The sequence below is a fragment of the Haloarcula sp. MBLA0163 genome, assembly GCF_055632435.1.
Genome location: NZ_CM145745.1, coordinates 2,442,058 through 2,466,127 on the forward strand (window position 1 = coordinate 2,442,058; position 24,070 = coordinate 2,466,127).

At 67.2% G+C, this 24,070-nt stretch carries 22 protein-coding genes; 6 read left to right on the forward strand and 16 right to left on the reverse strand.

All coding sequences use genetic code 11. The annotated features are described in order from the left end of the window. Positions 1 to 64: 64 nt before the first annotated feature. The 3 genes from ACV7GQ_RS12975 to ACV7GQ_RS12985 all read right to left on the reverse strand — a co-directional run bounded on the left by ACV7GQ_RS12975 (position 65) and on the right by ACV7GQ_RS12985 (position 2,999). A complete protein-coding gene (locus tag ACV7GQ_RS12975; RefSeq protein ID WP_470310657.1) occupies positions 65 to 1,003 on the reverse strand; it encodes a DUF1616 domain-containing protein in 939 nt (312 codons plus the stop codon). A gap of 86 nt (positions 1,004 to 1,089) precedes the next feature. Further along, positions 1,090 to 2,103 (reverse strand): transcription initiation factor IIB, encoded by a 1,014-nt coding sequence (locus ACV7GQ_RS12980; RefSeq protein ID WP_470310658.1) that lies wholly within the window; start codon positions 2,101 to 2,103, stop codon positions 1,090 to 1,092. 110 nt (positions 2,104 to 2,213) lie between these two features. After that, positions 2,214 to 2,999 (reverse strand): helix-turn-helix domain-containing protein, encoded by a 786-nt coding sequence (locus ACV7GQ_RS12985; protein WP_470310659.1) that lies wholly within the window; start codon positions 2,997 to 2,999, stop codon positions 2,214 to 2,216. 94 nt (positions 3,000 to 3,093) lie between these two features. Between ACV7GQ_RS12985 and ACV7GQ_RS12990 the strand changes: the two genes are divergently transcribed. Next, on the forward strand, positions 3,094 to 3,468 hold the full coding sequence (locus tag ACV7GQ_RS12990) for a hypothetical protein (RefSeq protein WP_470310660.1): 375 nt from the start codon (positions 3,094 to 3,096) through the stop codon (positions 3,466 to 3,468). Between the two features lie 6 nt (positions 3,469 to 3,474). On the opposite strand, the gene ACV7GQ_RS12995 is transcribed toward ACV7GQ_RS12990, so the two are convergent. From ACV7GQ_RS12995 to dgoD, 3 genes are all read right to left on the reverse strand, one after another. Next, positions 3,475 to 4,437, reverse strand: a complete 963-nt coding sequence (locus tag ACV7GQ_RS12995) for a C-terminal binding protein (RefSeq protein WP_470310661.1) — start codon at positions 4,435 to 4,437, stop codon at positions 3,475 to 3,477. A 407-nt stretch (positions 4,438 to 4,844) separates the two neighbouring features. Next, positions 4,845 to 5,876, reverse strand: coding sequence for an NAD(P)-dependent alcohol dehydrogenase (locus ACV7GQ_RS13000; protein WP_470310662.1), 1,032 nt, complete (start codon positions 5,874 to 5,876; stop codon positions 4,845 to 4,847). Positions 5,877 to 5,922: 46 nt separating this feature from the next. Further along, the gene (dgoD, locus tag ACV7GQ_RS13005) at positions 5,923 to 7,074 is read right to left on the reverse strand and encodes a galactonate dehydratase (RefSeq protein ID WP_470310663.1); all 1,152 of its coding nucleotides are present in this window, start codon (positions 7,072 to 7,074) and stop codon (positions 5,923 to 5,925) included. Positions 7,075 to 7,203: 129 nt separating this feature from the next. Here dgoD and ACV7GQ_RS13010 point away from each other — a divergent pair, with 129 nt between their 5' ends. Further along, the gene (locus ACV7GQ_RS13010) at positions 7,204 to 7,977 is read left to right on the forward strand and encodes an SDR family NAD(P)-dependent oxidoreductase (RefSeq protein ID WP_470310664.1); all 774 of its coding nucleotides are present in this window, start codon (positions 7,204 to 7,206) and stop codon (positions 7,975 to 7,977) included. Between the two features lie 42 nt (positions 7,978 to 8,019). Here the strand turns inward: ACV7GQ_RS13010 and ACV7GQ_RS13015 are convergent, their stop codons facing one another. From ACV7GQ_RS13015 to ACV7GQ_RS13040, 6 genes are all read right to left on the reverse strand, one after another. Continuing rightward, complete coding sequence (locus tag ACV7GQ_RS13015; RefSeq protein WP_470310665.1) at positions 8,020 to 9,480, reverse strand: rhamnulokinase; 1,461 nt, start codon at positions 9,478 to 9,480, stop codon at positions 8,020 to 8,022. Between the two features lie 7 nt (positions 9,481 to 9,487). After that, positions 9,488 to 10,141 carry a class II aldolase/adducin family protein gene (locus tag ACV7GQ_RS13020; protein WP_470310666.1) on the reverse strand — a complete coding sequence of 218 codons (654 nt, stop codon included), beginning with the start codon at positions 10,139 to 10,141 and terminating at the stop codon, positions 9,488 to 9,490. A 71-nt stretch (positions 10,142 to 10,212) separates the two neighbouring features. Continuing rightward, entirely contained in the window at positions 10,213 to 11,385 is a 1,173-nt protein-coding gene (locus tag ACV7GQ_RS13025) for an ABC transporter ATP-binding protein (protein WP_470310667.1), read from the reverse strand. Between the two features lie 91 nt (positions 11,386 to 11,476). Next, a complete protein-coding gene (locus ACV7GQ_RS13030; RefSeq protein WP_470310668.1) occupies positions 11,477 to 12,352 on the reverse strand; it encodes a carbohydrate ABC transporter permease in 876 nt (291 codons plus the stop codon). Continuing rightward, the gene (locus ACV7GQ_RS13035) at positions 12,352 to 13,284 is read right to left on the reverse strand and encodes a carbohydrate ABC transporter permease (protein ID WP_470310669.1); all 933 of its coding nucleotides are present in this window, start codon (positions 13,282 to 13,284) and stop codon (positions 12,352 to 12,354) included. The genes ACV7GQ_RS13030 and ACV7GQ_RS13035 overlap by 1 nt, the downstream gene beginning before the upstream one ends. Positions 13,285 to 13,328: 44 nt before the next feature. Beyond that, positions 13,329 to 14,777 carry an extracellular solute-binding protein gene (locus ACV7GQ_RS13040; protein WP_470310670.1) on the reverse strand — a complete coding sequence of 483 codons (1,449 nt, stop codon included), beginning with the start codon at positions 14,775 to 14,777 and terminating at the stop codon, positions 13,329 to 13,331. A 124-nt stretch (positions 14,778 to 14,901) separates the two neighbouring features. Between ACV7GQ_RS13040 and ACV7GQ_RS13045 the strand changes: the two genes are divergently transcribed. The 4 genes from ACV7GQ_RS13045 (at position 14,902) to ACV7GQ_RS13060 (ending at position 19,394) form a co-directional block, all read left to right on the forward strand. After that, positions 14,902 to 15,678, forward strand: a complete 777-nt coding sequence (locus tag ACV7GQ_RS13045) for an SDR family NAD(P)-dependent oxidoreductase (RefSeq protein ID WP_470310671.1) — start codon at positions 14,902 to 14,904, stop codon at positions 15,676 to 15,678. A gap of 278 nt (positions 15,679 to 15,956) precedes the next feature. After that, complete coding sequence (locus ACV7GQ_RS13050; protein WP_470310672.1) at positions 15,957 to 16,988, forward strand: zinc-dependent alcohol dehydrogenase family protein; 1,032 nt, start codon at positions 15,957 to 15,959, stop codon at positions 16,986 to 16,988. Positions 16,989 to 17,284: 296 nt separating this feature from the next. Beyond that, positions 17,285 to 18,052: an IclR family transcriptional regulator gene (locus ACV7GQ_RS13055; protein ID WP_470310673.1), complete on the forward strand. Its 768-nt coding sequence runs from the start codon at positions 17,285 to 17,287 to the stop codon at positions 18,050 to 18,052. A gap of 751 nt (positions 18,053 to 18,803) precedes the next feature. Continuing rightward, on the forward strand, positions 18,804 to 19,394 hold the full coding sequence (locus tag ACV7GQ_RS13060) for a 50S ribosomal protein L15e (RefSeq protein ID WP_470310674.1): 591 nt from the start codon (positions 18,804 to 18,806) through the stop codon (positions 19,392 to 19,394). 48 nt (positions 19,395 to 19,442) lie between these two features. On the opposite strand, the gene ACV7GQ_RS13065 is transcribed toward ACV7GQ_RS13060, so the two are convergent. From ACV7GQ_RS13065 to ACV7GQ_RS13080, 4 genes are all read right to left on the reverse strand, one after another. Further along, positions 19,443 to 20,477, reverse strand: coding sequence for a Brp/Blh family beta-carotene 15,15'-dioxygenase (locus ACV7GQ_RS13065; protein ID WP_470310675.1), 1,035 nt, complete (start codon positions 20,475 to 20,477; stop codon positions 19,443 to 19,445). Beyond that, positions 20,468 to 21,193, reverse strand: a complete 726-nt coding sequence (locus tag ACV7GQ_RS13070; protein WP_470310676.1) for a lycopene cyclase domain-containing protein — start codon at positions 21,191 to 21,193, stop codon at positions 20,468 to 20,470. Before ACV7GQ_RS13070 ends, ACV7GQ_RS13065 begins: the two co-directional genes overlap by 10 nt. 40 nt (positions 21,194 to 21,233) lie before the next feature. Beyond that, entirely contained in the window at positions 21,234 to 22,205 is a 972-nt protein-coding gene (locus tag ACV7GQ_RS13075) for a phytoene/squalene synthase family protein (RefSeq protein WP_470310677.1), read from the reverse strand. 261 nt (positions 22,206 to 22,466) lie between these two features. Continuing rightward, positions 22,467 to 24,047, reverse strand: a complete 1,581-nt coding sequence (locus ACV7GQ_RS13080) for a bacterio-opsin activator domain-containing protein (protein WP_470310678.1) — start codon at positions 24,045 to 24,047, stop codon at positions 22,467 to 22,469. Between the last annotated feature and the right edge of the window lie 23 nt (positions 24,048 to 24,070).

Here is a 24,070-nt window from a genome sequence, read left to right on the forward strand (position 1 = left end):
TCACCACTCCCCAGTAGTGTACTACCCAGCTATACGTCGATTGCCTACATATAGATGCCGACGGCTACGAGCCGTCGGAGACGCGCACCCAGACGTGGACCTGTCTGACCGGCGACCCGGCGCCGGAGCGGTACAGGCGGTAGGTCAGCCGGAGGTCCTCGCCTGCCATGCCCGGCCGAACGGTGTGCCTGCTGACCACCGACTCGCCGGGGGCGACCGACACCGGGAACCGAACCAGCTCCTCGGCGTCGGTGACGGTGACGGTGTCGTTCTCGACCGCGACGCGTTCGAGGCGCCCGACGACGGTGCCCTCGAACCCGTCGGGACCGCGGGCGCCGACGCCGATGCCGACGGTCGTCGGGTCGCCGACCGTGAGTTCGGTGGGGTGGTCGCCGGCCCCGAGGTCGCCGGAGTCGGTCTCGCCGAGGAGGTAGAACTCGGTGACGCCGGCGGTGTCGGTGGCCTCCTGTGCGACGACGCCGACGGCGCCGACGCCGGCGACGAGGACCAGGACCGTCAGCGCGATGCCGAGGGCCCCCTCGTCGGTGACGGCGACGGCCCGGTCGCGCACGCTGCCGAGGTCGGTACCCGCCCGCACGTCGACCGGCACTCGCAGACGGCGGGCCCACGCCACGGCCGTCGCGGCGAGCGTCACGAGGCACAGACCGCCGACGACGGCCGGCCGCTGGAACCCCCAGACGGTGAAGTCCAGGACGCCGCCGACGACAGCCACGGCGACGACGCTCCCGCCGACGCTCAGGCCGAGCCGGGCCAGCCACGAGGTCCGCGCCGTCGCCCCCGGTGCCGTCTCCCCGGCCCGTGGGAACACTGCCGAGACGAGCGCGTACCCCGGCACGAGCAGGACGAAGGGGATTCCCACGACGATGGCGAGTGGCGTCCACTCACCGGCCGGCGAGAAGGCGACGACGCCGACGAGCACCACGCTCGCGACGAGCAGTAGCAGGTCGGCCGGGCGGCTCGCCCCCGACCCCGAACGAGTCATAGCGGAGTATCTGCGCGGTGGGACTAAAAGAGCGCGGGCTTCGGTACGGGCGTCCTACCGGTTGCCTCCGAGGGTCGTATCGCTCGCTACGCGCTCGCGTTCGAGCTGCTCGACGCGCTCGTATCGACGGGGTCGCGGTCGGACTCGGCCTCGAGGAGCTCCCGGTAGCGGTCGCGGATGGTGACGGTGCTGACGTCGGTGGCGTCGCTGACCGTCTCCTGGGTGAGTTCCTCGTTGACCAGTAGGCCAGCGGCGTAGATGGCGGCGGCGGCCAGTCCGACGGGGCTCTTGCCGCTGTGGACGTTCTCGGCCTTCCCCGTCTCCAGCAGGTCGTGGGCCCGCATCGCCAGTTCGTCGCTGGCGTCCAGTTCCGAGACGAACTTCGAGAGGTAGTCGGCGGGGTCCGGCGGGCCGATCTCCAGCGAGAGCTCGCGGTTGATGTAGCGGTAGGCGCGGGTGAACTCCTGTTCGTCGACGCGGCTGACGACCACCATGTCGTCGATGGTCTGGGGGAGGTTCGCCTGCCGGACGGCGGCGTACAGCGACGCCGTGGCGATGCCCTCGATGGAGCGGCCGGGCAGGAGGCCCTCGTCCAGCGCCCGACGGTAGACGACGCCGGCCGTCTCGCGGGCGCTCTTGGGGACGCCGAGGGCGCTCCCCATGCGGTCGATCTCGCCCAGCGCCTGCTTGAGGTTGCGCTCGCTGTGGTCGCGGGTGCGGAACCGCTCGTTCCACGTCCGCAGGCGCTGCATCTTCTCGCGCTGGCTGGCGGACAGCGAGTTCCCGTTGGCGTCCCTGTTCTGCCAGCCGATGTTCGTCGAGAGGCCCTCGTCGTGCATCAGCTTGGTCGTCGGCGCGCCGACGCGGGACTTCTTGTCGCGCTCGGCGGAGTCGAACGCGCGCCACTCGGGGCCGCGGTCGATGGCGTTCTCGTCGACGACCAGCCCACAGTCTGCACAGACCGTCTCGCCGCGAGACGCGTCGTGGGTGAGGTGGCCCCCACAGTCCGGACAGACCTGCCCCTCACTCGCCTCCGCCGCTGTCTCCTCGTCGACGGTGCTACCCCGTTCCTCGGCGTCGTGTGTGCTGAGTGTGGTCATGATAGATGACGAGCGAGCGGTACCGCCACCACCCGCGTGCGTACAACAGTAGAGACGGGCTACCAGTATCAGCACTAGTTCGGCGTATGCCAAACGATAGTGGGTATCGTTCACACACCCGAGCGACCGACGCGCAGCCGGGTCCCCTCCGCGACGGACTCGTCGGCCTCGACGGGGCCCATCGACCGGGTGACGAACGAGCGGACGATCCACGCCTCGGCCCGCTGGAGCCGGTACTGCAGCGTCGACCGCGAGACGTCGAGCGTCTCCGCGAGGTCGGTCAGCGAGACGTCCCGCGGGGTGCGGTAGTAGCCGTGTTCGACGGCCGCCTCGACGGCCGCCTGCTGTTCGGGCGGGAGTTCCGCCAGCGTCACGGACTCGTCGGTCCAGTAGGACGGCTCGCCGAGCTGGCGGAACTCGACGGTCAGGCCGGGCCGTAGTTCCGCCTCCAGCGCCGCGAACAGGTCGTCGACGCCCTCGTCGCTACAGAGGAGGAGGCGCCACTCACACCGGCTCCCCCGGCGTTCCGTCTCACAGAGGACGCCGTTGCCGACGTGTTCGATGGCCAGCCGCGGGATGGAGTGACAGTCGCCTGCCTCCGACCGATAGCTGTAGACGGTACGGCGGCCCTGCTCCGACGCGATGACCTCGTAGTGCCACTCCGTGTCGCAGTCCCGGGTCCCGATGCACTCCGTGCACTGGACGGGGCCGTCGAACACCTCGTCGAGTCTGTCCAGCGCCGCCTCCGTGCCGGCGACCCGTTCCAGCCGCCACATCCCGTCGTTCGTGACGTTGCAGGCGATGGTCCGGGAGTGGGTCTCCGGGTAGTCGATGAACACGTCCATCAGGGGGTCGACCCCGCGTTCGTAGTCGATGGTGAAGATGAACTCGCGCATTGGCCGTGCTACTCGACGGAGCGGCTTATATCCACGGCCGATTTCGGCGTGTGCCGAACGGGTCGTCATACCGGTGGGGCCCGTCCACTATGGTATGTCGTGTGAGTCGTCGCAAGCGCCCCGACCGGAGCGCGACCCGCCAGCGAGCGACGCGTCCCGGGGTCGAGCGCCGGCCCACAACTGGCGCCCGACCGTGGTCCACGGGGCCGTCCTGTGGGCCCTCCTCCTCGGAGCGGCGCTGGCCGTCCCTGCGGGCCACCCGCTGGAGCTCGGTGTCGCCGTCGCCGGCGTGTTCGTCCTCCCCGTCCTGCCCGTCGCGCTGTGCTGTGACTACCGACAGGCCAGACGCGCCGGCACCTGCGACCCCGGCGTCGCCGCCTACCTCGGCAACCTCGCCCGCGACGTCCGGACGACGCTCACCCGCGGCGACGCACTCGGGAGCGAGCGCCGGGCGTTCGACTCGTGCTGACCGGCCTCAGAGCCAGTCGGTGTCCGGGTCGATGTAGTCCGGCGGCGTCTCGCCGGCCAGCGCCGCCTCGACGTTGGCGGCGACGGTGGCGTTCAGGTCCGCGCGGGCCTCCTCGGAGTACCACGCGGCGTGGGGCGTGACGATACAGTTCTCGAGGTCGGTCAGCGGGTGGTCCGTCTCCGGGGGTTCCCGCCGGAGGACGTCCAGTCCGGCGGCCGCGATACTGTCGTCTCGCAGGGCCTCGAGCAGGGCTTCCTCGTCTATCAGGCCGCCCCGGCCGGTGTTGACGAGGACGGCGTGGTCCTGCATCGCGTCGAGCGCCGCGGCGTCGACCATCCCGCGGGTGTCGTCGGTCAGGGGCGCGTGCAGGGAGACGTAGTCCGCGCGCTCGTACAGGTCGTCCAGCGCGACCTTCTCGACGTCGGCCTCGGCCATCGCCGTCTCGTCGACGTACGGGTCGTAGGCGACCACGTCGACACCGAACCCGCGCATCTGCTCGCGGACGCGACGGGCGATGGGGCCGAAGGAGACCAGCCCGAGCGTCCGGCCGCGGACCCGGTGGACCGGACGGGTCCGCTCCCAGCCCCAGTTGCCGGCCCGCACGTCCCGGTCGTAGGCGGCGACGGTCCGGATGCAGTCCAGCAGGAGCGTCACCGTGTGGGTCGCCACCTCGTCGGTGCAGTACTCGGGGACGTTCGTCACCGCGACGCCGTTCTCGGCCGCCGCGGCCACGTCGACGTTGTCGATGCCCACCCCCGCCCGGGCGACGATGCGCAGGTCCTCGAGTTCCTCGAGCACCGCCGCCGTCACGGGCGTGTTCACGTCGACGACGAGGGCGTCGGCCCCCTCGGCCGCCGCCAACAGCGCGGCTTCGTCGCTCGTCTCCGCGGCGACTACCTCGGCATCCAGTTCCTCGCGGAGCAGCGCGACGTCGATCATCGGGTCGTCGCTGGCGACCACTCGTGGCATATCCGGACGAAAGGACGCCCCGTATATAACGGGCCCGTGGCGTTTTCAGTCGGCAGGAATCCGACGTCGGATGGTTTTCGCACAGCTATCCGCCCACGGGCACAGGACAGATGCACCTATATTTAGTCACTTTGCATCCAATGTTCTCAGCTTTCGAGAGCTAACTCGTTTTTCAATCCTAGATTCGGATATTTATCTACATATGCGCCACTATTAGACTCTAAATTTGTAAAGCGTTTCTGCACTCTATACTTACGACTGTAAATCCGACAGGAGGCAGTTGCTCTCCGGGTGGCGGGCCCCGCCGGGCAACGATTGGCCCTCGGAACGAGTGCAGCGATGGTGGAACGCCGTGCACACGCCGGGCGGTGGCTACGGAGACGCGGGGTCAGTACCGCGGGCGCGATTCACGGGTCGAACGTTATCATACCCTTGACAACGGTCGGGTCCATCGCACGCTGGAAGGCGTCGTCGATGTCGGCCAGCGAGGACTCGAAGTCGACGATGCCCGCGACGTCGACGACGCCGTCCGCGAGGAGGTCGACGGCAGCGTCGTAGGTGTTCTTGTAGCGGAACGACCCGTGGACGTCGATCTCGTTGTCGATGACCTCCAGGACGTCGAAGGGAACGTTCGCTTCGTCGGCCAGACCAACGAGGACGACGGTGCCGCCGCGCCGGACGGCGTCGAGCGTCGACCTGATGGACGGTTCGGCCCCGGACGCCTCGACGACGACGTCGGCCCCGACGCCGTCGGTGTAGTCGTCGACGGCCGCTTCGAGGTCCGTCTCGGTGACGTCGACGGCCAGGTCGGCTCCGCGGTCCTCGGCGAACGACAGCTTCTCTTCGACGACGTCGGTGACGACCACGTCCGTCGCGCCGGCGGCGCGGGCCGCCTCCATCACCATGAGGCCGATGGGACCGGCACCGGTGATCACTACCGTATCACCGGTCCCGACGCCGCCGCGACGGCAGGCGTGGATACCGACCGAGAGCGGTTCGCAGAGCGCGCCTTCGGCGGTGGAGACGGAGTCGGGCAGCTCGTAGGCGAAGTCCGCCGGCCACGCGACGTACTCGGTGAACGCGCCGTCGTGGGGCGGTGTGGCCATGAACGTGACGTCCTCGCAGAGGTGGTAGTCGCCGCGTTTGCAGTGGGCACAGCGGCGACAGGGGACGCCCGGTTCGAGCGCGACGCGGTCGCCCGGTTCGAGACCGGTGACGTGCTCGCCTACCTCGACCACCTCGCCGGCGCTCTCGTGACCGAGGACGAGCGGGTCCTCGACGACGTAGTCGCCGATACGCCCGTGCTCGTAGTAGTGGACGTCCGACCCACAGATGCCGACGTCGCGGACGGCGACGAGGACGTCGTCGGGGCCGGGTGACGGTCGCGGACGGTCTTCGAGTTCGAACTCCGTAGGTTCGGCTAACACTGCGGTGCGCATGTGTGCGGATTCGTCACACGCCTACTAAAACTCCAGGGGTCGCCGCTCACCACTCGGCGAGGCTGCCGTCCTCGTGATGCCACACCGGGTTGTACCAGTTGACCTCCGTCTGTGCCTTCTCCCGGACGTACGCCTCGTCGACGTCGATGCCGAGGCCGGGCCCCGTCGGGCGCTCGACGTACCCGTCCTCGAACTCGAACGTCTCGGGGTCCTCGAGCAGGGCGAGGCGCTGGCTCGACTCCGGGTCGTCGATGTCGAGGTCCTGCTCCTGCAGGACGACCCCCTGGGAGCTGAACGCGACCTGGAGGCTCGCGGCGAAGGCGACGGGACCGAGTGGACAGTGCGGGACCACGGCGACGTCGAAGGCCTCGGCCATCGAGACGAGTTTCCGCATCTCGCTGATACCGCCCACGTGGGAAACGTTCGGCTGGATGACCGACACCGCGTCGTCGGCGAGCATCTGCTTGAAGTCGTATCGCGAGTAGAACCGCTCGCCGGTCGATATCGGGACGGTGGTCTGGTTGTTGAGTCGGCGGAGGAACTCGGAGTGTTCGGGCAGCACGGGCTGGTCGACGAAGACGAGGTTGTACGGTTCGAGTCGGCGGACGAGTTCGAACGCCATCGATTTCGAGACGCGGCCGTGGAAGTCCACCCCGAGCAGGCAGTCGTCGCCGACGGCCTCCCGGAGGGTGGCGACCCGGTCGATGGCCCTGTCCCGCTTCGCCGTCGTCTCCAGGGGCCGGAACTCGCCGCAGACGTTGGACTTGAACGCGCGGTACCCCCGCTCGTACCCCTGCCGAGCGGACTCGGCGATGTCGTCGGGGTCGTCGCCGCCGACCCACTGGTAGACGAGCAGCCGGTCGCGGACGTGGCCGCCCAGCAGCTCGTGGACCGGGACACCGTGGTGCTTGCCCTTGATGTCCCAGAGCGCCTGGTCGATGCCGGCCAGCGCGCTCATCAGGACCGGGCCGTTCCGGAAGTAGCCGCTCTGGTAGAGCTTTCGCCAGTTGTACTCCGTCCGGCACGGGTCCCCCCCGAGGAGGTACCCCTCGACGAGTTCTGCGACGGTGGCCCGGACCGACTCCAGTCGTCCCGGAATAATCGGCTCGCCCCACCCGACGACGCCCGTGTCCGTCTCCAACTTGAGCAGCAGCCACCGGGGCGGAACGGCGAACAGTTCGTAGTCGGTTATTTGCATGGGTGGCACATAGTGAGGTGTCCACTTGAAACGGAAGGTCGGGAGGGCACCGGTCGCGGAGTGACGGCGTGCACGCGCCTGCGAGGATACAATTTTATGACCGTGGAAACCGTTAGCATGGCTGTTAGCATGAGTATCGTCGACAGTTTCTCCCTCGACGGAGAGACGGCTATCGTCACCGGCGCGGCACAGGGACTCGGGAAACAGATGGCGAGCGGCCTCGCGGAGATGGGCGCCGACGTCGCCATCGCCGACGTGAACCTGGAGAAGGCCGAACGGACCGCCGAGGAACTCGACGGCGAGACGGACGTCGTCGCCACCGAGGTCGACGTCACTGACGAGGCGTCGGTCGAGGCGATGGTCGCGGACGTGACGGACCGACTCGGTCCCATCGACGTCCTCGTCAACAACGCGGGCATCGTCGAGAACTCGGCGGCGGAGGAGACCAGCATCGAGTCGTGGCGGCGCATCGTCGCCGTCAACTTAGACGGCGTCTTCCTCTGTGCGAAGCACGTCGGCCAGCAGATGCTCGAACGCGGCGAGGGACGCATCGTCAACATCTCCTCGATGTCCGGGTTCGACGTCAACGTCCCCCAGAAGCAGGCCAGCTACAACACCACGAAAGCCGGGGTCCGGATGCTGACACAGTCGCTGGCCGTCGAGTGGGGCGACCGCGGCGTCCGGGTCAACGCCATCGCGCCGGGGTACATGCGGACGGAGCTCGTCGACGAGGTGCTGGCGGAGGACCCCGAGATGGAGGAGGCGTGGCTGGAGAACACGCCGATGGGGCGGCTGGGTCGCCCGGAGGAACTGAAGGAGCTGGTCGTCTACCTCGCGTCGGACGCCTCCTCGTACATGACCGGGTCGACCGTCGTCATGGACGGCGGGTACACCTCGCGGTAGCGGGTCGTTCCGATCTCGGAGACCGATACGGCCGCGTCGGCGTCAGTCCGCCGCGAGTCCGGTCACCCGTTCTTTCGCGCGCGCCCACCCCTCGACGTCGGTGGGCTCGTACTGCGTCGTCTCGAACGCCGACTCGACCAGTCGGCGGCCCGCCGCGAGGTCCGGGAGCGTGTCGACGGCCAGCGCCTGCGTCAGGAGGTTGCCGACGGCCGTGGCCTCGACCGGACCGGCGACGACCGGCATCTCGGTCGCGTCGGCGAGCAACTGACAGAACAGGTCGTTACGGACGCCGCCGCCGCCGAGGTTGATGCTGGACGGCGGGTCCTCGACGACCGACGCGAGGGCGTCGAGTTCCAGCGCCGTCTTCGCCACGAGGCTGTCGAGCAGACAGCGGACGATACCGCCCTGTCCGGTCGGCACCGGCTGGTCGGTCCGCCGGCAGTAGTCACGAATCTGCTCGGGCATCGGCGCGTCGATGCCGAACGCGTCGGCGTCCGGGTCGACGAGCGCGGCTCGCGCCGGGGCGTCCCGGGCGGCCGACAGCAGGTGGTCGTAGTCGACGGGGTCGCCGGCCTCGCGCCACGCCTCGCGGCACTCCTCGAGCAGGAAGAAGCCGTTGACGTTCGTCAGGAGGCGGACGGTGCCGTCGACGCCCAGCTCGTTCGAGACGCCGTGTTCGAAGGCCGCGTCGGTGCGGACCGGCGCGTCGCGCTCGACGCCGAGGATGAACCACGACCCCGTGTTGAGGAAGGCAGCGTCCTCGGAGAGCGGGAGGCCGGCGACGGCCGCCGCCGTGTCGTGGCTCGCCGGCGTGACGAGGTCCGGCGTCGACTGGAGCGCCGTGGCCACGTCGTCGGCGACCGGACCCAGTCGCTGGCCGGGCTCCTCGAGCGCCGGGAGGAGGTCGGTCGGGAGGGCGAGTTCGTCGAGCAGGTCGGTCGCCCACGCACGTTCGCCCGGGTCGACCATCTGGGTGGTCGAGGCGACGGTCACCTCGCCACAGGGTCGGCCGCCCAGCAGCGTGGTCAGCAACTGGGGCATCATGAGCAGGCTGTCGGCCCGTTCGAGGAGTGCGGGGTCCTCGTGGGCGAGCGTGTGGAGCTGCCACAGCGTGTTCGGCGTGTTCCAGTTGGTGATGCCGGTGGCGTCGAAGACCCGGCGCTCGTCGACGGCCTCGAACAGCGCCTCGCGGGTCGCCGTCGCGTCCGGGTCCCGGTAGGAAACCGGGTCCCGCAGGACCTCGCCGTCGGCGAGCAGGCCGAAGTCGAGGCCCCACGTGTCGATGCCGACCGTGTCGACGTCGTCGGCCCGGTCGCCCGCGGCTTCGAGGCCGTCGACCATCCGCTCGCGGAGCGCCGCGAGGTCCCAGACGTAGCGGCCGTCCTGCTCGACCGGCCGGTTGTCGAACCGGTGGACCTCGCGGACGTCGAAGTCGGTCGGCGTCACGCTCCCGAGGTACACCGTGCCCCCGCTCGCACCGATGTCGATGGCGACGTGGTTCATGGCGTGCTCACTGTCCGTAGCTGTCGAGTTTCCCCTGCAGGCGGTCGATTTCGGCGTCGGGCAGTATCTCGGGGTCACCGATGGCACAGGCCTGATAGTGGATGCGGGCGCAGTACTCGACCATCAGCGCGACGTTGTAGGCGTCCGCCAGCGAGCCGTCGGCGGTCAGGACGCCGTGGTTCCGCAGCAACGTCGCGTTGTAGTCCTCGCCGAGGGCGTCGACGGCCGCGTCGCCGAGGGCCTGGGTCGCGTGGGTCTCGTACTCGGCGACGGGCACCTCGGACCCGGTGAACGCCAGCAGGTAGTGGGAGGCCGGAATCGCCTCGCCGAGCGACGCGAACGTGGTCGCGTACGGCGAGTGCGTGTGGACGACGCCGCCGACGTCGGGGCGCTGGTCGTACACCTCGAGGTGCATCGGCAGTTCGGTGGAGGGGTCGGCGTCCCCCTCGACGACGGTGCCGTCGGTGTGGACGACGGGGACGTCGGCGGGTTCGATGTCCGCGTACGGGATGCCAGAGGGGCTGATAGCGACGTGGTCCTCGTCGAGGCGGGCGCTGAGGTTGCCGCCCGTCCCGGTCGTCAGGTCGTCGTCGAGCAGGCTCCGGCCGTACTCGCAGATGGCACTACGTGTCTCGTGGTACGAAAGGTTCTGTGATGACATGTGTCGTGTGTGGAATCGCGGATACTCTGTCGGTGATACGTGCGATGGCGGGACTGCTCCCGTCGCGGGAGTCAGTCCGAGGAGCTGCTGACGGTCTGCATCCCGTCTTCGAGGGCGACTTCGGCGTCCGAGTCCAGTTTCCGCTGGTGGATCGTCTCGCCGGAGCCGGCGTCGAAGAGGTGGACGTCCTCGTCGGGGATCTCGACGTAGACCCGGGAGCCCTCGCTGATGGGACGCTGGCCGTCGATCTCGACGATGAACGTCTGTTCGTGGCTCTGGTTGACCGCCTTCAGGTAGACGTAGGAGATGCTCCCCATCGGTTCGACGACGTCGACGACCGCCTCGAACTCGTGGTCAGTCACGGGTTCGTCGTGTAGCGAGATGTCCTCGGGCCGTGCCCCGAGGACGAGTGCGCTCCGGTCGCCGACCGACGTCTGCATCCGCTCGGTCAGGTCGAAGTCGAACCCGTCGGCACGCAGCGTCCCGCCCTCGACCTCCCCCTCGAAGAAGTTCATCGAGGGCGACCCGAGGAAGCCGGCGACGAACTGGTTGGCCGGCCGGTAGAAACACTCCAGCGGCGTGCCGACCTGTTGCAGTTCGCCGTAGTTGAGGACGACCAGCCGGTCACCCATCGTCATCGCCTCCGTCTGGTCGTGGGTGACGTAGAGCGTGGTGACCCCGAGGTCGTTCTGCAGCCGGTTGATCTCGGTGCGCATCTCCGCCCGGAGCTTGGCGTCCAGATTCGACAGCGGTTCGTCCATCAGGAAGACGTTCGGGTCACGGACGATGGCGCGCCCGAGCGCGACACGCTGTTGCTGGCCGCCCGAGAGTTCGCCGGGGCGGTTGTCCAGCAGCTCGTCGATGTCCATCATCTCCGCGGCCGAGGTGACCGTCTCCTCTATCTCCTCGTCGGACATGTCCGTGGACATCTTCAGTCCGAACGACATGTTCTCCTCGACGGTCATGTTGGGGTACAGCGCGTAGTTCTGGAACACCATCGCGATGTCCCGAGCGCGCGGGCCGAGCTGGTTGACGATGGCGTCACCGATCTCGATGTTGCCGTCGCTCTGCGTCTCGAGTCCGGCGACGATCCGCATCAGCGTCGACTTCCCGCTCCCCGACGGCCCGACGAAGACGACGAACTCGCCGTCTCTGATGTCCAGGGAGACGTCGTCGACCGCGACGACCGACGAGTCGCCCTCACCGAACCGTTTCGTTACGTCGTCTATCGTGATTCTAGCCATTATCGTACCTCCGTTGTGCAGCTACCTGAATCTAACCCCGCTGCGAGGGTGTGGTTCGCGAGCGATGCCTGCCGTCCGTCTGGAGTCGTGCTCATTCCTTGATCACCACACCGAAGCTGAGACCGGCAGCGAGGTACTTGTTGACCGCGATGAGGAAGATCGCCACGGGGATGATCATCGACATCGACGCGGCCGCGAGCATCGACCACTCGATGGAGCGAGAGCCGATGAACGAGTAGACGAACAGCGTCACCGGCACCGCCTCGAAACTCGTCAGCACGAGCCCGAACAGCAGCTCGATCCACGCGAAGATGAAGCTGATGATGGCCACGGAGAAGATGCCCGGCTTGGCTGCCGGCAGGACGACCTTCCGGAAGCCCTGGAACTGGGTCGCGCCGTCGACGCGGGCGGCCTCCTCCAGCGTCTCGGGGATGCCGTCGAAGAACGCCTTCATCACCCACACGACCAGCGAGAGGTTGATGCTGATGTACATCAGCACCATCCCGATGCGGGTGTCGAACAGGTTGAGCTCCCGGAAGATGATGAAGAACGGGAGCACGACGGCGATGGGCGGGAGCATCCGCGAGGAGAGTATCCACACGAGCACGTCCCGTTCCATCGGGATGTCGTACCGCGAGAGGACGTACGCCGCCGGCACGCCGATGGCCAGGACGAGGACGACCGACGCCCCGACCATGACGAGACTGTTGACGAACGCCCCGACGAAGTCCGATTGCTGGGCGAGCTCGATGTAGTTGTACACCGTCGGCAGGAAGACCCAGTCCGGCGGGAGCGAGTTCGCCTGTCCCGGGGGCTTCAGCGACATAGAGGCCAGCCAGTACAGCGGGAACAGCACGACGAACGACCACGAGAGCAGGAAGGCGTGTCGGACGACCTTCACGAGCGTCTCCCGCGTGTCCTTGTCGAGCCGCTGGGCGGATCCCGGGTCGATGTCTTGGGTGGCCATCAATCCCACACCCCCTCGAAGCCGACCTTCGCGATGACGATGTTCGCGATGGCGATGACGAAGACGAGGTACACGACCGCGATCGCGGCCGCCACGCCGACCTGGTTGTTGATGAACATCTGTTCGTAGATGTTGATGCTCACGAGCTGGGTGGCCGTCCCCGGGCCGCCCTGTGTCAGGCCGTACACGACGCCGAACGTCCGGAACAGGTCGATCAGCCTGATGAGGGCGGCGACGAACACGACCGGCTTCATGTACGGGATAATGACGTGGACGTAGCGCCGCCACAGCGGCGCGCCGTCGACCCGTGACGCCTCGACGAGCGTGTCGGGCACCGACGAGAGGCCGGCGTAGAAGATGATGAACATGAACGGCGTCCAGTTCCACGTGTCCAGCAGGATGACCGTCAGCAGCGGCAGGTCCGAGAGGAACGCCGGCGAGGTGAAGGGCGTCGCCGTGTTGATGACGTACGGGATGATCCCGATCTCGGTGTTCAGCATCAGTCGGCCGATGGTCGCGAGCGAGACGGGGGCGACTGCCATCGGGAGGATGAACAGGACCCGGTAGAACGACTTCATCCGCGTGGATTCGACGCCGGCGACGAAGGCTGCCAGGAAGAACCCGAGCAGGCTCTCGAGGACCAGGGCGCTCACGACCACGGTGACCGTGATGACGAACGAGTGGAACGCACCGCCTCGGGTGAACGCCGTCCGGAAGTTATCGAGGCCGACGAAGTCGGCCGCGAAGACGTTCAGCGTGGGCTCCGCGATCAGCGAGAGGTACAGGTCGTAGGCACCGGGGAAGAAGGTGATACTTACCATCACCAGCACCATCGGCGCCATGAACCAGTACGGGAGGTAGTCGTTCCACAGGTCCCGGACTCTGGCGAGGCCTTCTGTGTTGGTCGTTTCAGTTTGCGTTGGTGTACTCATGATGTGTTTGAAAATGTAACCCGTGACGGGTATAGTGCTTGGCCTCAGCCGCTGTAGATGTCTTCGGCGGCCGCCGCGGCGTCTCGCATCGCCTTCGCGGCTTCCTTCTGGCCGGCGATGGCCCGCTGGAGCTCTTCGGAGTAGCGCTGGCCCCACTCGGGGTACTTGCGGTCGAACGGGTCGGGCGAAGCGACCTTGAGCGATTCGAGCGAGACCGACGCGTAGTCCTCACCGACTTTCGAGATGTAGTCGTCGTTCTCCCAGGTGGACTCACGCACCGAGAACACGCCGCTGCTCTCCGTGTTTATCCAGAGGTCGGTCGGCGGGGACGTCGCCCACAGCATGAACAGGAAGGCCTGCTCCGAGTTCGAGGCGTTCGTGGACGTGGAGATCTGCCAGTTGAACGCGTTCGGGTTCAGCTCGCCGCCTTCCGGCTTGGGCACCTTCGCGATCTGGACGGTGTCCTTGACGCTGGACTCGTCGCTGGTCAGGCCGCCCCAGAACATGTTGGCGTCCGCGACGATGTGGCCGGCGCGGCCCTCCTGCATCGTCGTGAGAACGTCCGACCAGGTCTGGGTCGACGCGCCGTCCGGGCCGTAGTCCTGGAGCAGGCTCGTGTAGTACTCGGCGGCCTCGATGACGCCGTCGGTGTCGAGCCCCGAGTCGGTCGGGAAGTCGGTCCAGAGGCTGGTCCCCTTCTGGCGGAGGAGCGTGTTCAGGATGTAGATGTTCATCCCGTAGCCCTTCTGACCACGACCGGCCGTGCCGACGATGTCGGACTCCTCCTCGTGGATGACCTTCGCGTTCTCGCGGTGCTGTTGCCACGTCTCGGCGACCTCCAGACCGTGCTTGTCGTAGAGGTCCTGGCGGTAGAACTGGGTCTGGACCTCGACCGTGATGGGCAGGCCGGTCCAGTTGTCGCTGTACCCACCGCCGTGGGCCTGCCAGCGCGACGACTCGAAGAGGTCGTCGGGCTTGTAGAAGCTCTCGTCGTAGAGGCTCCCGTCGTTGAAGTACGGGTCGAGCGGCTGGAGCCAGCCCTCCTCGCGGAACTGGTTGACGACTTGGTCCATGAAGAAGACGTCGAACTGCCCGGCACCCGTACTCGCGTCGGTCTGTCGCTTGGTCCGGAACTGGTTCTCCGGCAGGATGTTCCACTGGACGTCGATGCCGGTCAGCGCCTCGAACGTCGGGATGGCCGGCTTGATCGCCGACACCCACGGATGCTGGACCGCACCGATGTTTATCGTGTCGCCCTCGAACTGTTGCCAGTCGATGTCGGCGCTGTCGTACTCGCTCAGCGGGATCGGGAGGTCCTCCTCGGAGCTCCCGTCGCCGCTAGAGCCGTCACCGCTCGAGCCGTCCCCGCTCGAGCCGTCGCCACCCCCGGAGCCGCCTCGCGTACATCCCGCGAGACCGCCGAGAAGGCCGACACTCGTCGCTTTGAGGAACTTACGCCTTTTCTGCGAGTATCTGCTGCTGTCGTCTGCCATTGGTGTATCTCTCCTTCGTGACCAAACTCCCCATCGATAATAAACTTAATCATTTGTCGAGCATGTTATAGAAGTGCACGCCACCCAAACAGATATATAGAACAGATATCAATTCCGTCGGTGTATGGAGTACGATCTCACAGACCGGACCGTCCTCATCACCGGTAGCGGCAGAGGGATGGGGAAGGCAGCGGCGGAGAAGTTCGCACAGAACGGAGCGGACGTTGTGGTCAACGACGTCGACACCGAGGTAGCGGAATCGACCGCCGCCGAGCTTCGAGAGAGCGGTGCGGACGCCGTCGGTATCGGCGCCGACGTGAGTGACGACGCCGAAGTCGCGGCCATGGTCGAGACAGCGACCGAAGAGCTGGGTACCATCGACGTATTGCTGAACAACGCCGGCGTCGGCGACGCCGGTCCATTCCTCGACGAACAGTACGACGACACCTTCGAGTTGAACCTCGACGTCCACCTCTACGGTGCGTTGAACTGCATCCGCGAGGTAGTCGACGGGATGGTCGACCAGGGGTACGGGAAGATCATCAACACCACCTCCATCCACACCAAGAACGGCGTCGGGATGTCGCCGGCGTACGACGTCGGCAAGTTCAGTCTGCTCGGACTGACGAAGAGCCTCGCGCTGGAACTCGGGCGCGAGGGAATCCGGGTCAACGCCGTCGCGCCGGGCTGGGCGGACACGCGGATGACAGACGAGTTCAGCGACGCCGTCACCCAGCAGATACTGGACAACAACCCGCTCGGTCGGTTCGCCGACCCGGAGGACGTCGCCAACGCGATGGTGTTCCTCGCGTCGCCGGCCAGCGACTACATCAACGGCCACGAACTCCGCGTCGACGGCGGACAGGTCCCGATCGACAGCTGGCGGCTGGACGACCGGTAGGCCCGCGGCGACACCGGCAAAAACTATTTATTGTGCGACTGGGATAGTCCGATTCGTTGGACCGACAAGACAACTCTCGTCGCTGACCAGCCGAGGCGGTGCCGACCGGCATCGGCCCGCCGGTATCGGCGGCGAGGCGGACGCCGACAGTGTGCGAGTCGTTCACGCCACCGTCGGGACAGCACGAACGAGTTCGAGAGAGCACCCATGATACGAGATAGACGCACTGCGAAGCGCACCACGCGACCGACCACTCGAAGCGACCGGAGGGCCGAATGATGCGCGCCTCCGCTCTGACAGGCGTCGGCGAGATAGAGGTACAGGAACGGGAGCGACCGGAACCGGGGGCCGGCGAGGTGGTCGTCGAGGTCGGTGCCTGCAGCGTCTGCATGACCGACTACCACATGTACCACGGCACGTTCCCCGTCGAGACGCCGGTGGTTCCGGGCCACGAGGCGGCCGGCACCGTCGCGGCTGTCGGGAGCGACGTCACTGGCTTCGAAGCGGGCGACCGAGTCGCCATCAACCCGACGGTGCCGTGTACCACCTGTTCGTACTGCAAGCGCGGTGACACGCACCTCTGTGACAACAACACCAGCATCGGTGGCGCTGCCGAGACGGTACTCGACGGCGCGTTCGCCGAGTACGTCCGCGCTCCGGCCATCAGCCTCGAGCCCATCGAGGACATGTCCTTCGAACGGGCCGCCCTCGCCGAACCGCTGGCCTGCTGTCTGCACGGCGTCGAACAGGTGGACCTCACCCCCGGCGACAGCGTCGCTATCATCGGCGCCGGTCCCATCGGTCTCCTGTTGCTGCAGGCGTTCCGCAACGCCGGCGCCGCGCCCATCGTCGTCTCCGAACTCGACGAGGAGCGGCGGGAATACGCCGCCGAACTCGGCGCGGACGTCGTCGTTGACCCGAACGAGGAAGACCCGGAGGAGGCCATCCCCGAGGCGGCCGGCGGCAAGGTCGACGTCGGCGCGGAGGCCATCGGTCTCGTCCCGACCATCGGGCAGGCCAACGCCGTGACGGCGAAGGGCGGGTCGACCCTCATCTTCGGCGTTCCCGACCAGGAGGTCACGATGGAAGTCAGCCCCTTCGACATCTTCTTCGACGAGGTGGGCTACCGCGGGTCGTTCGCGTTGAACACCGAGGACTTCGAGCGTGCAGTGACGCTGCTCCAGCACGACCGCATCGACACCGAGACGCTCGTCACCGAGCGTATCGGCCTCGAGGACCTCCCGTCGGCGTTCGAGCGGATGGAGAACACGGAGGGTCTCAAGAAGGTCGTCGTCCCCGGCGGCGACTGACCGACGTCGACTGTTCCCGCTGTACCGTTCGCCGGCCGACCGTACGATAGCTCGTGATTTATACGTCGGTATTGTGGGCGCCTCGAGCCCGCTCCGGCGGAGAGAACCGAATCGAGACCACTCACGGCAGGCTCGTTCTTCTCTACAGAACGCGAATATTCCAATCAGAATTGGTAGAACGAATCAATTATGTTTGATAATTCGTGATAAATACGACCGTGGTATTAGTTCACACTGTCGAGGATGTTCTGCTGTAACGAACAGAGTTTTACCCGTGGGGCCTGTACACAACGGACATGGCCGACACACCCGACTACACCATCGATGCGACGGAGACGTCGTTGGACCTATTGGAGCTCCTCGCCGACGCTCCGGAGCCGATGGGCGTGACGACGCTCGCCGACCGCCTCGACGTCTCGAAGAGCGTGGTCCACAATCACCTCTCGACGCTGCGTAGCCGCGGATACGTCGTCAAGCGTGGGAGCCGGTACGAACCGTCGCTCCGAAGCCTGAGTATCGGGTCCCAGACCCGGGCGAAGATACCGGTGTACCAGTCCGCGCGCCAGCAACTGGACAACCTCGCTGCGGCGTCCGGGGAGACGTCTGTCATGTTCGTCCTTGAAGAAACCGAAGGCGTGCCGATATACATCGCCGAGGCCACCGAAGGGTGGTCGCCACGATACCGTGAGGGCGAGCGGCTCCCGCTGCACGTAAACGCACCCGGGAAGGCGATCCTCTCGTCGCTCCCTCAGGACCGTATCGACGACGTCCTCGACGCGACGGACCTCGTCGCGCCGACGAGTGCGACGATAACCGAACCCGCGGAACTCAAGGCCACGCTCCGGAGCGTCCGGGACGACACCGTGGCATTCTGCAGAGGAGAACAGTACGAGGGGATCGTCGGCGTCGCCACTGCGGTGTCGACCAGCGACACCGACCGGGTCGCCGCTATCGGCGTCTGCGGTCCCGTAGAGCGTCTGAACGGCCGCTACCTCGAAGAGGACATCGCCGGACAGGTCCTCAGCACCGCGAAGTCGATACAGGTCGCCCTGACGAGCCGGTGACCTGTTTCCACAAGTGGAATAACGCGTGTATATCTGTTATGAGAATCCCTTCGGTCTCCCCATCGCCGGGACGCGTCGGAGGGTCGCGAGCGTCACTGCAACCCGCCCTGTTATAACAAGCGTACATACGGTTCCTGAGTAACACGGGGAGAGATTTCCGTAGTGTATCGGTATATTTTGCATATCGACACCCAAAATACGACATGCAGTGCAATATCTCGACTACCAAATCCATATTCCCCATAATTAGTCAAATTATTCAGACTAAGAGCGGGCTCTGGTCGCAAATACCGATATTTAGCTGTCTTTTCCGCACATATTCTGGTATATTGAATTTTCGCCACCTTCGAAGGGCGATTTAGACGTCTTCGTTCCGGAAGTGACGTTTCGAATCGTTCCGTGTGACGATTTCCGGGTCGAATCGGCACTACCATCGCTTTCTGGCGACGAGAACAGCCACGGCGCGGACACACCGGTCGGATTCGAGTCCAGACAGACCACACGAGCGACGGCCCGTACGTTCGACAGCAGGCCGTGGAGCCGTCCCGGTCCGGTGGGTCAGCCCCGGGCGAGACAGTCGTCAGTGTGACCGACCCGCACGCACGAGTCCGCTCCGAACGGTTTAAGGGCGCGAGCCGAAAATCCCGTAGTAACTCGCTGGACGACGGGCACCAGCGGGCACCTGCGTGTGCAGGTCGGGATGTGAGTCGCGAACGCGACTTGAACCACGCAACGCCCGTGGTGAACCACAATGGCACGAAGTGCATACTCGTACATCCGAGACGCGTGGCAGAGCCCCAAGGAAGGCAAACTCGCAGAGCTGCAGTGGCAGCGCCAGCAGGAGTGGCGCGACGAGGGCGCCGTCGAGCGAATCGAGCGCCCGACCCGCCTCGACAAGGCCCGCTCGCAGGGTTACAAGGCAAAGCAGGGCGTCGTCGTCGCTCGCGTGTCCGTCCGGAAGGGCAGCGCTCGCAAGCGCCGCCACAAGGCCGGTCGGCGCTCGAAGCGACAGGGCGTCACCCGTATCACCCGCCGGAAGGACATCCAGCGCGTCGCCGAAGAGCGCGCCGCTCGGGTGTTCCCGAACCTGCGGGTCCTCAACAGTTACTCCGTCGGACAGGACGGCCGACAGAAGTGGCACGAGGTCATCCTCGTCGACCCCGAGCACCCGGCCATCCAGAACGACGACGACCTCGCGTGGATCTGTGAGGACGACCAGACCGACCGCGTCTTCCGCGGGCTGACCGGTGCCGGCCGCCGCAACCGCGGCCTCGGTACGAAGGGCACCGGCGCCGAGAAGACCCGCCCGTCGCTGCGCAGCAACCGCGGCAAGGGCAAGTAACGCGGCTTTCTCCCCGTTTCTGCACCCTCGCGAGCCACCGGTGTGACGCTACGCCCAGACGCCTTGCGCCCGGTCCATGACCGTCACTACCACGACGTGAGGGAGCGTGACGACGGCGATGAACACGAGGTAGAGCGCGACCCACTCGGGCAGCGTGGCGGGCGGGTTCGGGACGAGAACGTAGAGTCCCACGAGCAAGCACAGCGACGCCACGGTCAGCGGGAAGGCATCGCGGGCGAACTGCGTGAACGCCCCCGTCGGGTCCCGGTCGCGGAGCGCCGCGACCGCGTCGTCGTCCACCAGTAGCAGGCGGGCGACGTGGCGCAGGGAGTGCCACAGGCAGAAGTAGACGCCGATGGCGAGGACCGGCGGGACGACGGCGAAGTAGGCGACCAGTCCGAGCGTCTCGGCGGCGTCGAGGCGCCACGCGGCCTGTTCCTCCGCGCGGACGTAGCCGACCGCGAGCGTCGCGACCACGAGGACGCCGTAGCCGGCGGCCAGTGCGGCCCGGACGTCCGTCCGGAACGCCCACTCGATGGCGGCGACGGCACCCGGCGCGAACAGGTCGACGAGGTCCACGGCGACCCGGCGGTACCACGCCGGGAACGCCAGCAACGGCACGAGCATCGGTAGACCGCCCCGGACGGCGACGGTGGCCACCCGCTGGAGGGGCGACCGGAGGTGGTCGGCGTCGGCGAGCGCCCGCAACGCGTAGAGGTCGCCCTGCCCCCAGTGGAACCACGTGACCGCGATGAACAGGACGAAGGCCGCCGCAGGGGTGAGGAACCAGCCGACGGCATAGGCGCCGCCGACGAGCCCGTAGAGCGCGACCACCCGTGCGACGGCCCGCCAGTCGGGATGCTCGCCGCGGGACCGCGCGACGGCGAGGTGGTCGACGGCGCCGTGTGGCAGTCCCAGGAGGAGGACGCTGGCGACCAGCGGGACGTACTGGAGCGTCGGCGGGACCGACAGGCCGCCGAGGAACGGGACGACGAGGAGGGCACTGGCGACCCAGGAGGGAAGGAGAACCGTCCGGCGAATCGTCTCGCGGGCCGGGGCCGCGAGGCTGTCGGTCACCCCCATCTGTCACAGAGCCACGCGTAGAGGACCAGTCCCTGTACGACGAACAGCGAGGTCAGCAGGAAGAAGACGGCCTCCTCGACGGGGAGGTCGAGCAGGGGAATCACCAGGCCGGTCGTGTACTGGTCAGAGAGCGTCCACACGCCCAGCGCCAGCGCGATGCTGTCGGCGACCCAGAGGTACAGCGTCGGCACGAGCGTCCCGATGGCGACGGTGCGCCACTCGGCGACGAGGAACGGCCACCCGAAGGCCCACTGGATGGCGAGGATGGGGACGCTCCAGACCAATAGCGACCCGAGGTAGAGGCCGGCGGGGGCTGCGAGCAACGCGACGCCGACGGCTGCGACCACTCCGGCGGCGAGCAGCCCGAGCGCCCGCGTCGGGAGTGGGATGGCGAGCGAGCGCGACGTGTCGACGCCGTAGCGGGCCACCCACAGGCCGACGCCGACCGGCTGGAAGACGAAGAAGAGATACTCGCCCAGCGGCGCCGCCCACAGGCGCGTCAGTACCGTGCCCTCGCCGTACCACCAGACGCCGCGGAGGACGAGGTAGTTGTCCCACGGCGTCGTGTAGACGAGCGCCAGCGTCGCCAGCACGGCCGTCCCCGAGAGGACGACGCGGCGGCTGGCCAGTCGATAGCGCGCGGTGAGCGCCAGTCCGGCCAGTGCGGGCAGGACCAGCACGGCGTGGAACTGCAGGTAGGTGAGACTCGGCGTCATCGGTGGGGCTGTGCTGACCGAGCGCGGCCGACCGGGAATCTCATCCGCGCCAGGTGGGCTGGCCGTGGTTGTGAACGTCGGTCGGGACGGTGTTGGGACCGCGCTCGGAGACGGCACTGACGGCGTAGAAGGTGGCTTCGGGGTCGCCGTTGCGCCGCCAGTGCCACCACGTCCGCGCGAGCAACCAGAGCCGGCGGCGGCGGGTGAGTTCCGGCGTCTCCGTCAGCACGTCGTAGCCGCGGTCACGGATGAGTCGGTGGTGTTCCGCGTACAGCACCGCCGACAGCAGGACGCCGAACTGGCAGTCCTCGGGGAGGTAGCTGATGCCCTTGACGCCCTCGCGGTACAGCTCGTCGGTGCGGGCCAGTTCCTCCTGCATCACGGCGCGGAACGCGTCGTCGACCTCCGCGTTCGCGAGCTGGTCCTCCGTGACGCCGTGCCGCTCCAGCGTCTCCTGTGGGAGATACACCCGGCCGTACTCGTGGATGTCCTCGCGGACGTCCCGGAGGAAGTTCGACAGCTGGAACGCCTCGGCGAGCGCCTCGGCGTGGGGGAGGGCCGTCTCTTTCTGCGGCGGGTCCATCACTATCGTCATCATGTTGCCGACGGCGACGGCCGACCCGCGCATGTACTGGCGCAGGTCCTCGAACGTCTCGTAACGGGCCTGTGCGATGTCCATCTCCATCGCGTCGATGAAGACGTTTATCTCCTCGTCGGGGATGTCGTGTTCCTCGCGGAGGTCCTGAAACGCCGCCAGCACGGCGCCATCGTCCGTGTCGTCGGGTTCGCGGTTTCCGAGGGCCGTCTCACGTATCGTCTCCAGTCGTTCGTGCTGGACGGTCGGCGGCGGCCCGTCCGGCTGGTCCACCACCTCGTCGGCGACGCGGAAGAAAGCGTACATCACGTAGGTCGGATAGCGGATCCGCTCCGGGAGAACGCGAGTCGCGAGATGGAACGTCCGGCCGGTCTGCTGCTGGATCGATTTGCTCGTTCGGATATTGTCAGATTGCATTGAGTGCTGGCGACAGGTCGGTCATCGGCTGATACGACGGGTCCGCGACATACTCCGGCACCGGGTCCGTCGTCGGGCCGTCCGGCCCGACTGCGGCGCGGGCTCGGCCACGACCGTTCGCGGCGATCGCGTGCTCGGACCCGGGTCGGAATGACACATCATCTACAGACAAGTAGGTGGAGAGCAACTTTAAACTGTGTACCCAACTGCTTTGGACCGATTCGAGACAGCGGTTCCGTCCGTCGGTTTGGCGCCGGACCCTCACCACGTCTCGAAGACCTCTTCCAGCAGTTTCCGCTCGCCCGCACGGAGGTGCTGGTGGAACGTCGACGGACAGATGTCCATCGAGTCGGCCAGTTCCTCGCCGGAGACGTCCCGCGGCCAGTCGAAGAAGCCGCCGAGGTACCCCTTCCGGAGCGCCGTCAACTGACGGTTCGTCAGACGGTCCTCCAGCGTGGCGAGGAACGCCTGCCGGGAGACCGGTGGCTCGTCGCGTTCACGGACGGACACGAGGTCCGTACCGGGGTAGCTGTCGCGGACGTGTTCGACGACGCTGCGCGTCTCTGTCGTCGCCGGGAGCGTCACCGAGAACACGGCGTGGTTCGGCGTCACGGTGATGTCGCGCGTCTCCGCGCCGCGGTCGGCCAGCAGGGAGACGACGGGCGGGTCGTCGACGGCGAACTCGAACAGCGACGCCGACTCCGACGTCGAGACGTGCGTCGCGGCGGTGACCTGTGGGTGGTCTGCGGCGGTCGCACACACCGCCGACGGGTCGTCGGTCTCCACGAGGAAGAACATCACCGTCCCGTCGTCGTCGGTGACGCTCCCGCCGTACTCCATCCGACAGCCGAGGTCCCGGGCCAGCGAGACGAAGAAGATGTCGTCGTCGCGTATCTGGAGCTCCAGCTCCGTCACGTTGTCCGCGGTCAGGAGCTTGCTCGTCTCCGTCGCGTCGATAGCCGTCGAGATGGCCTGTCCGACCGCCCCCAGCACCGCCCGCTCGCGCGGGTCGAACACGTCGGCGCTGTCGGCGTACACCGTGAGGACGCCGTACAGCGACTCCCCGGCGACCAGCGGGACCGCCGCGACCGAGCCCACGTCGCCACCCGCCAGCTCGTGGTGGTGGGCGCCGACGTCGCCGGTCGCGACCTGTATGTCCTCGGTCCGGGCAGCGAGCGCGACGGGGTCGTCGTCGGACAGCGAGACGGCGAGGTCGGAGTCACGGGCCGTCGACAGGGCCGCCGGCCGGATGGTCTCGTCCCGGAGGTCGAACTCGCCGATCCACGCGAACTGGTATGAGTCGACGGCCGCCAGTCGGTCGACGACGACCTGCTGGATGTCGGATCGGGACCCGGCGGTCATCACGTCGTTCATGACCCCCGTGACGAGGCCGTCGAGGCGGTGCACGAGGTGTTCGAGGTTCGAGCGCTCGGCCCGGAGCTGCTCGCTTCGACGCTCGGCCGCCAGTTCGGCGAGTTTCCGCTGCGTGATGTCGATGTGCGCGACGACGGCGCTCCCGGCCTCCTCCGCCGGGAGCGGCGCGACCCGCATCAGGAACCACTGCTTCTCGTCGGGCGAGTGACAGGGGTACTCCAGCGTAAACAGGTCCCGGTCGCCGGAGATGACCGACTCGATGCCCGCGACGGCCTCCGCGGCGTACTCGTCGGCGTCGACGTCGGTCGTCCCGAAGTAGTTCACCCCCTGCATCTCGCCCTCGTCGGCACTGGCGAACTCCCGCCAGGCCCGGTTGGTGAAGAGGATGGTTCCCTCCTCGTCGAGGACGGCAATGTTGATGGGGAGCGTATCGAGCGTCGAGTGCGCGAGTGTCTGTGGTGGCTTCATTCGCGATTGCCCCGGCTACGGCG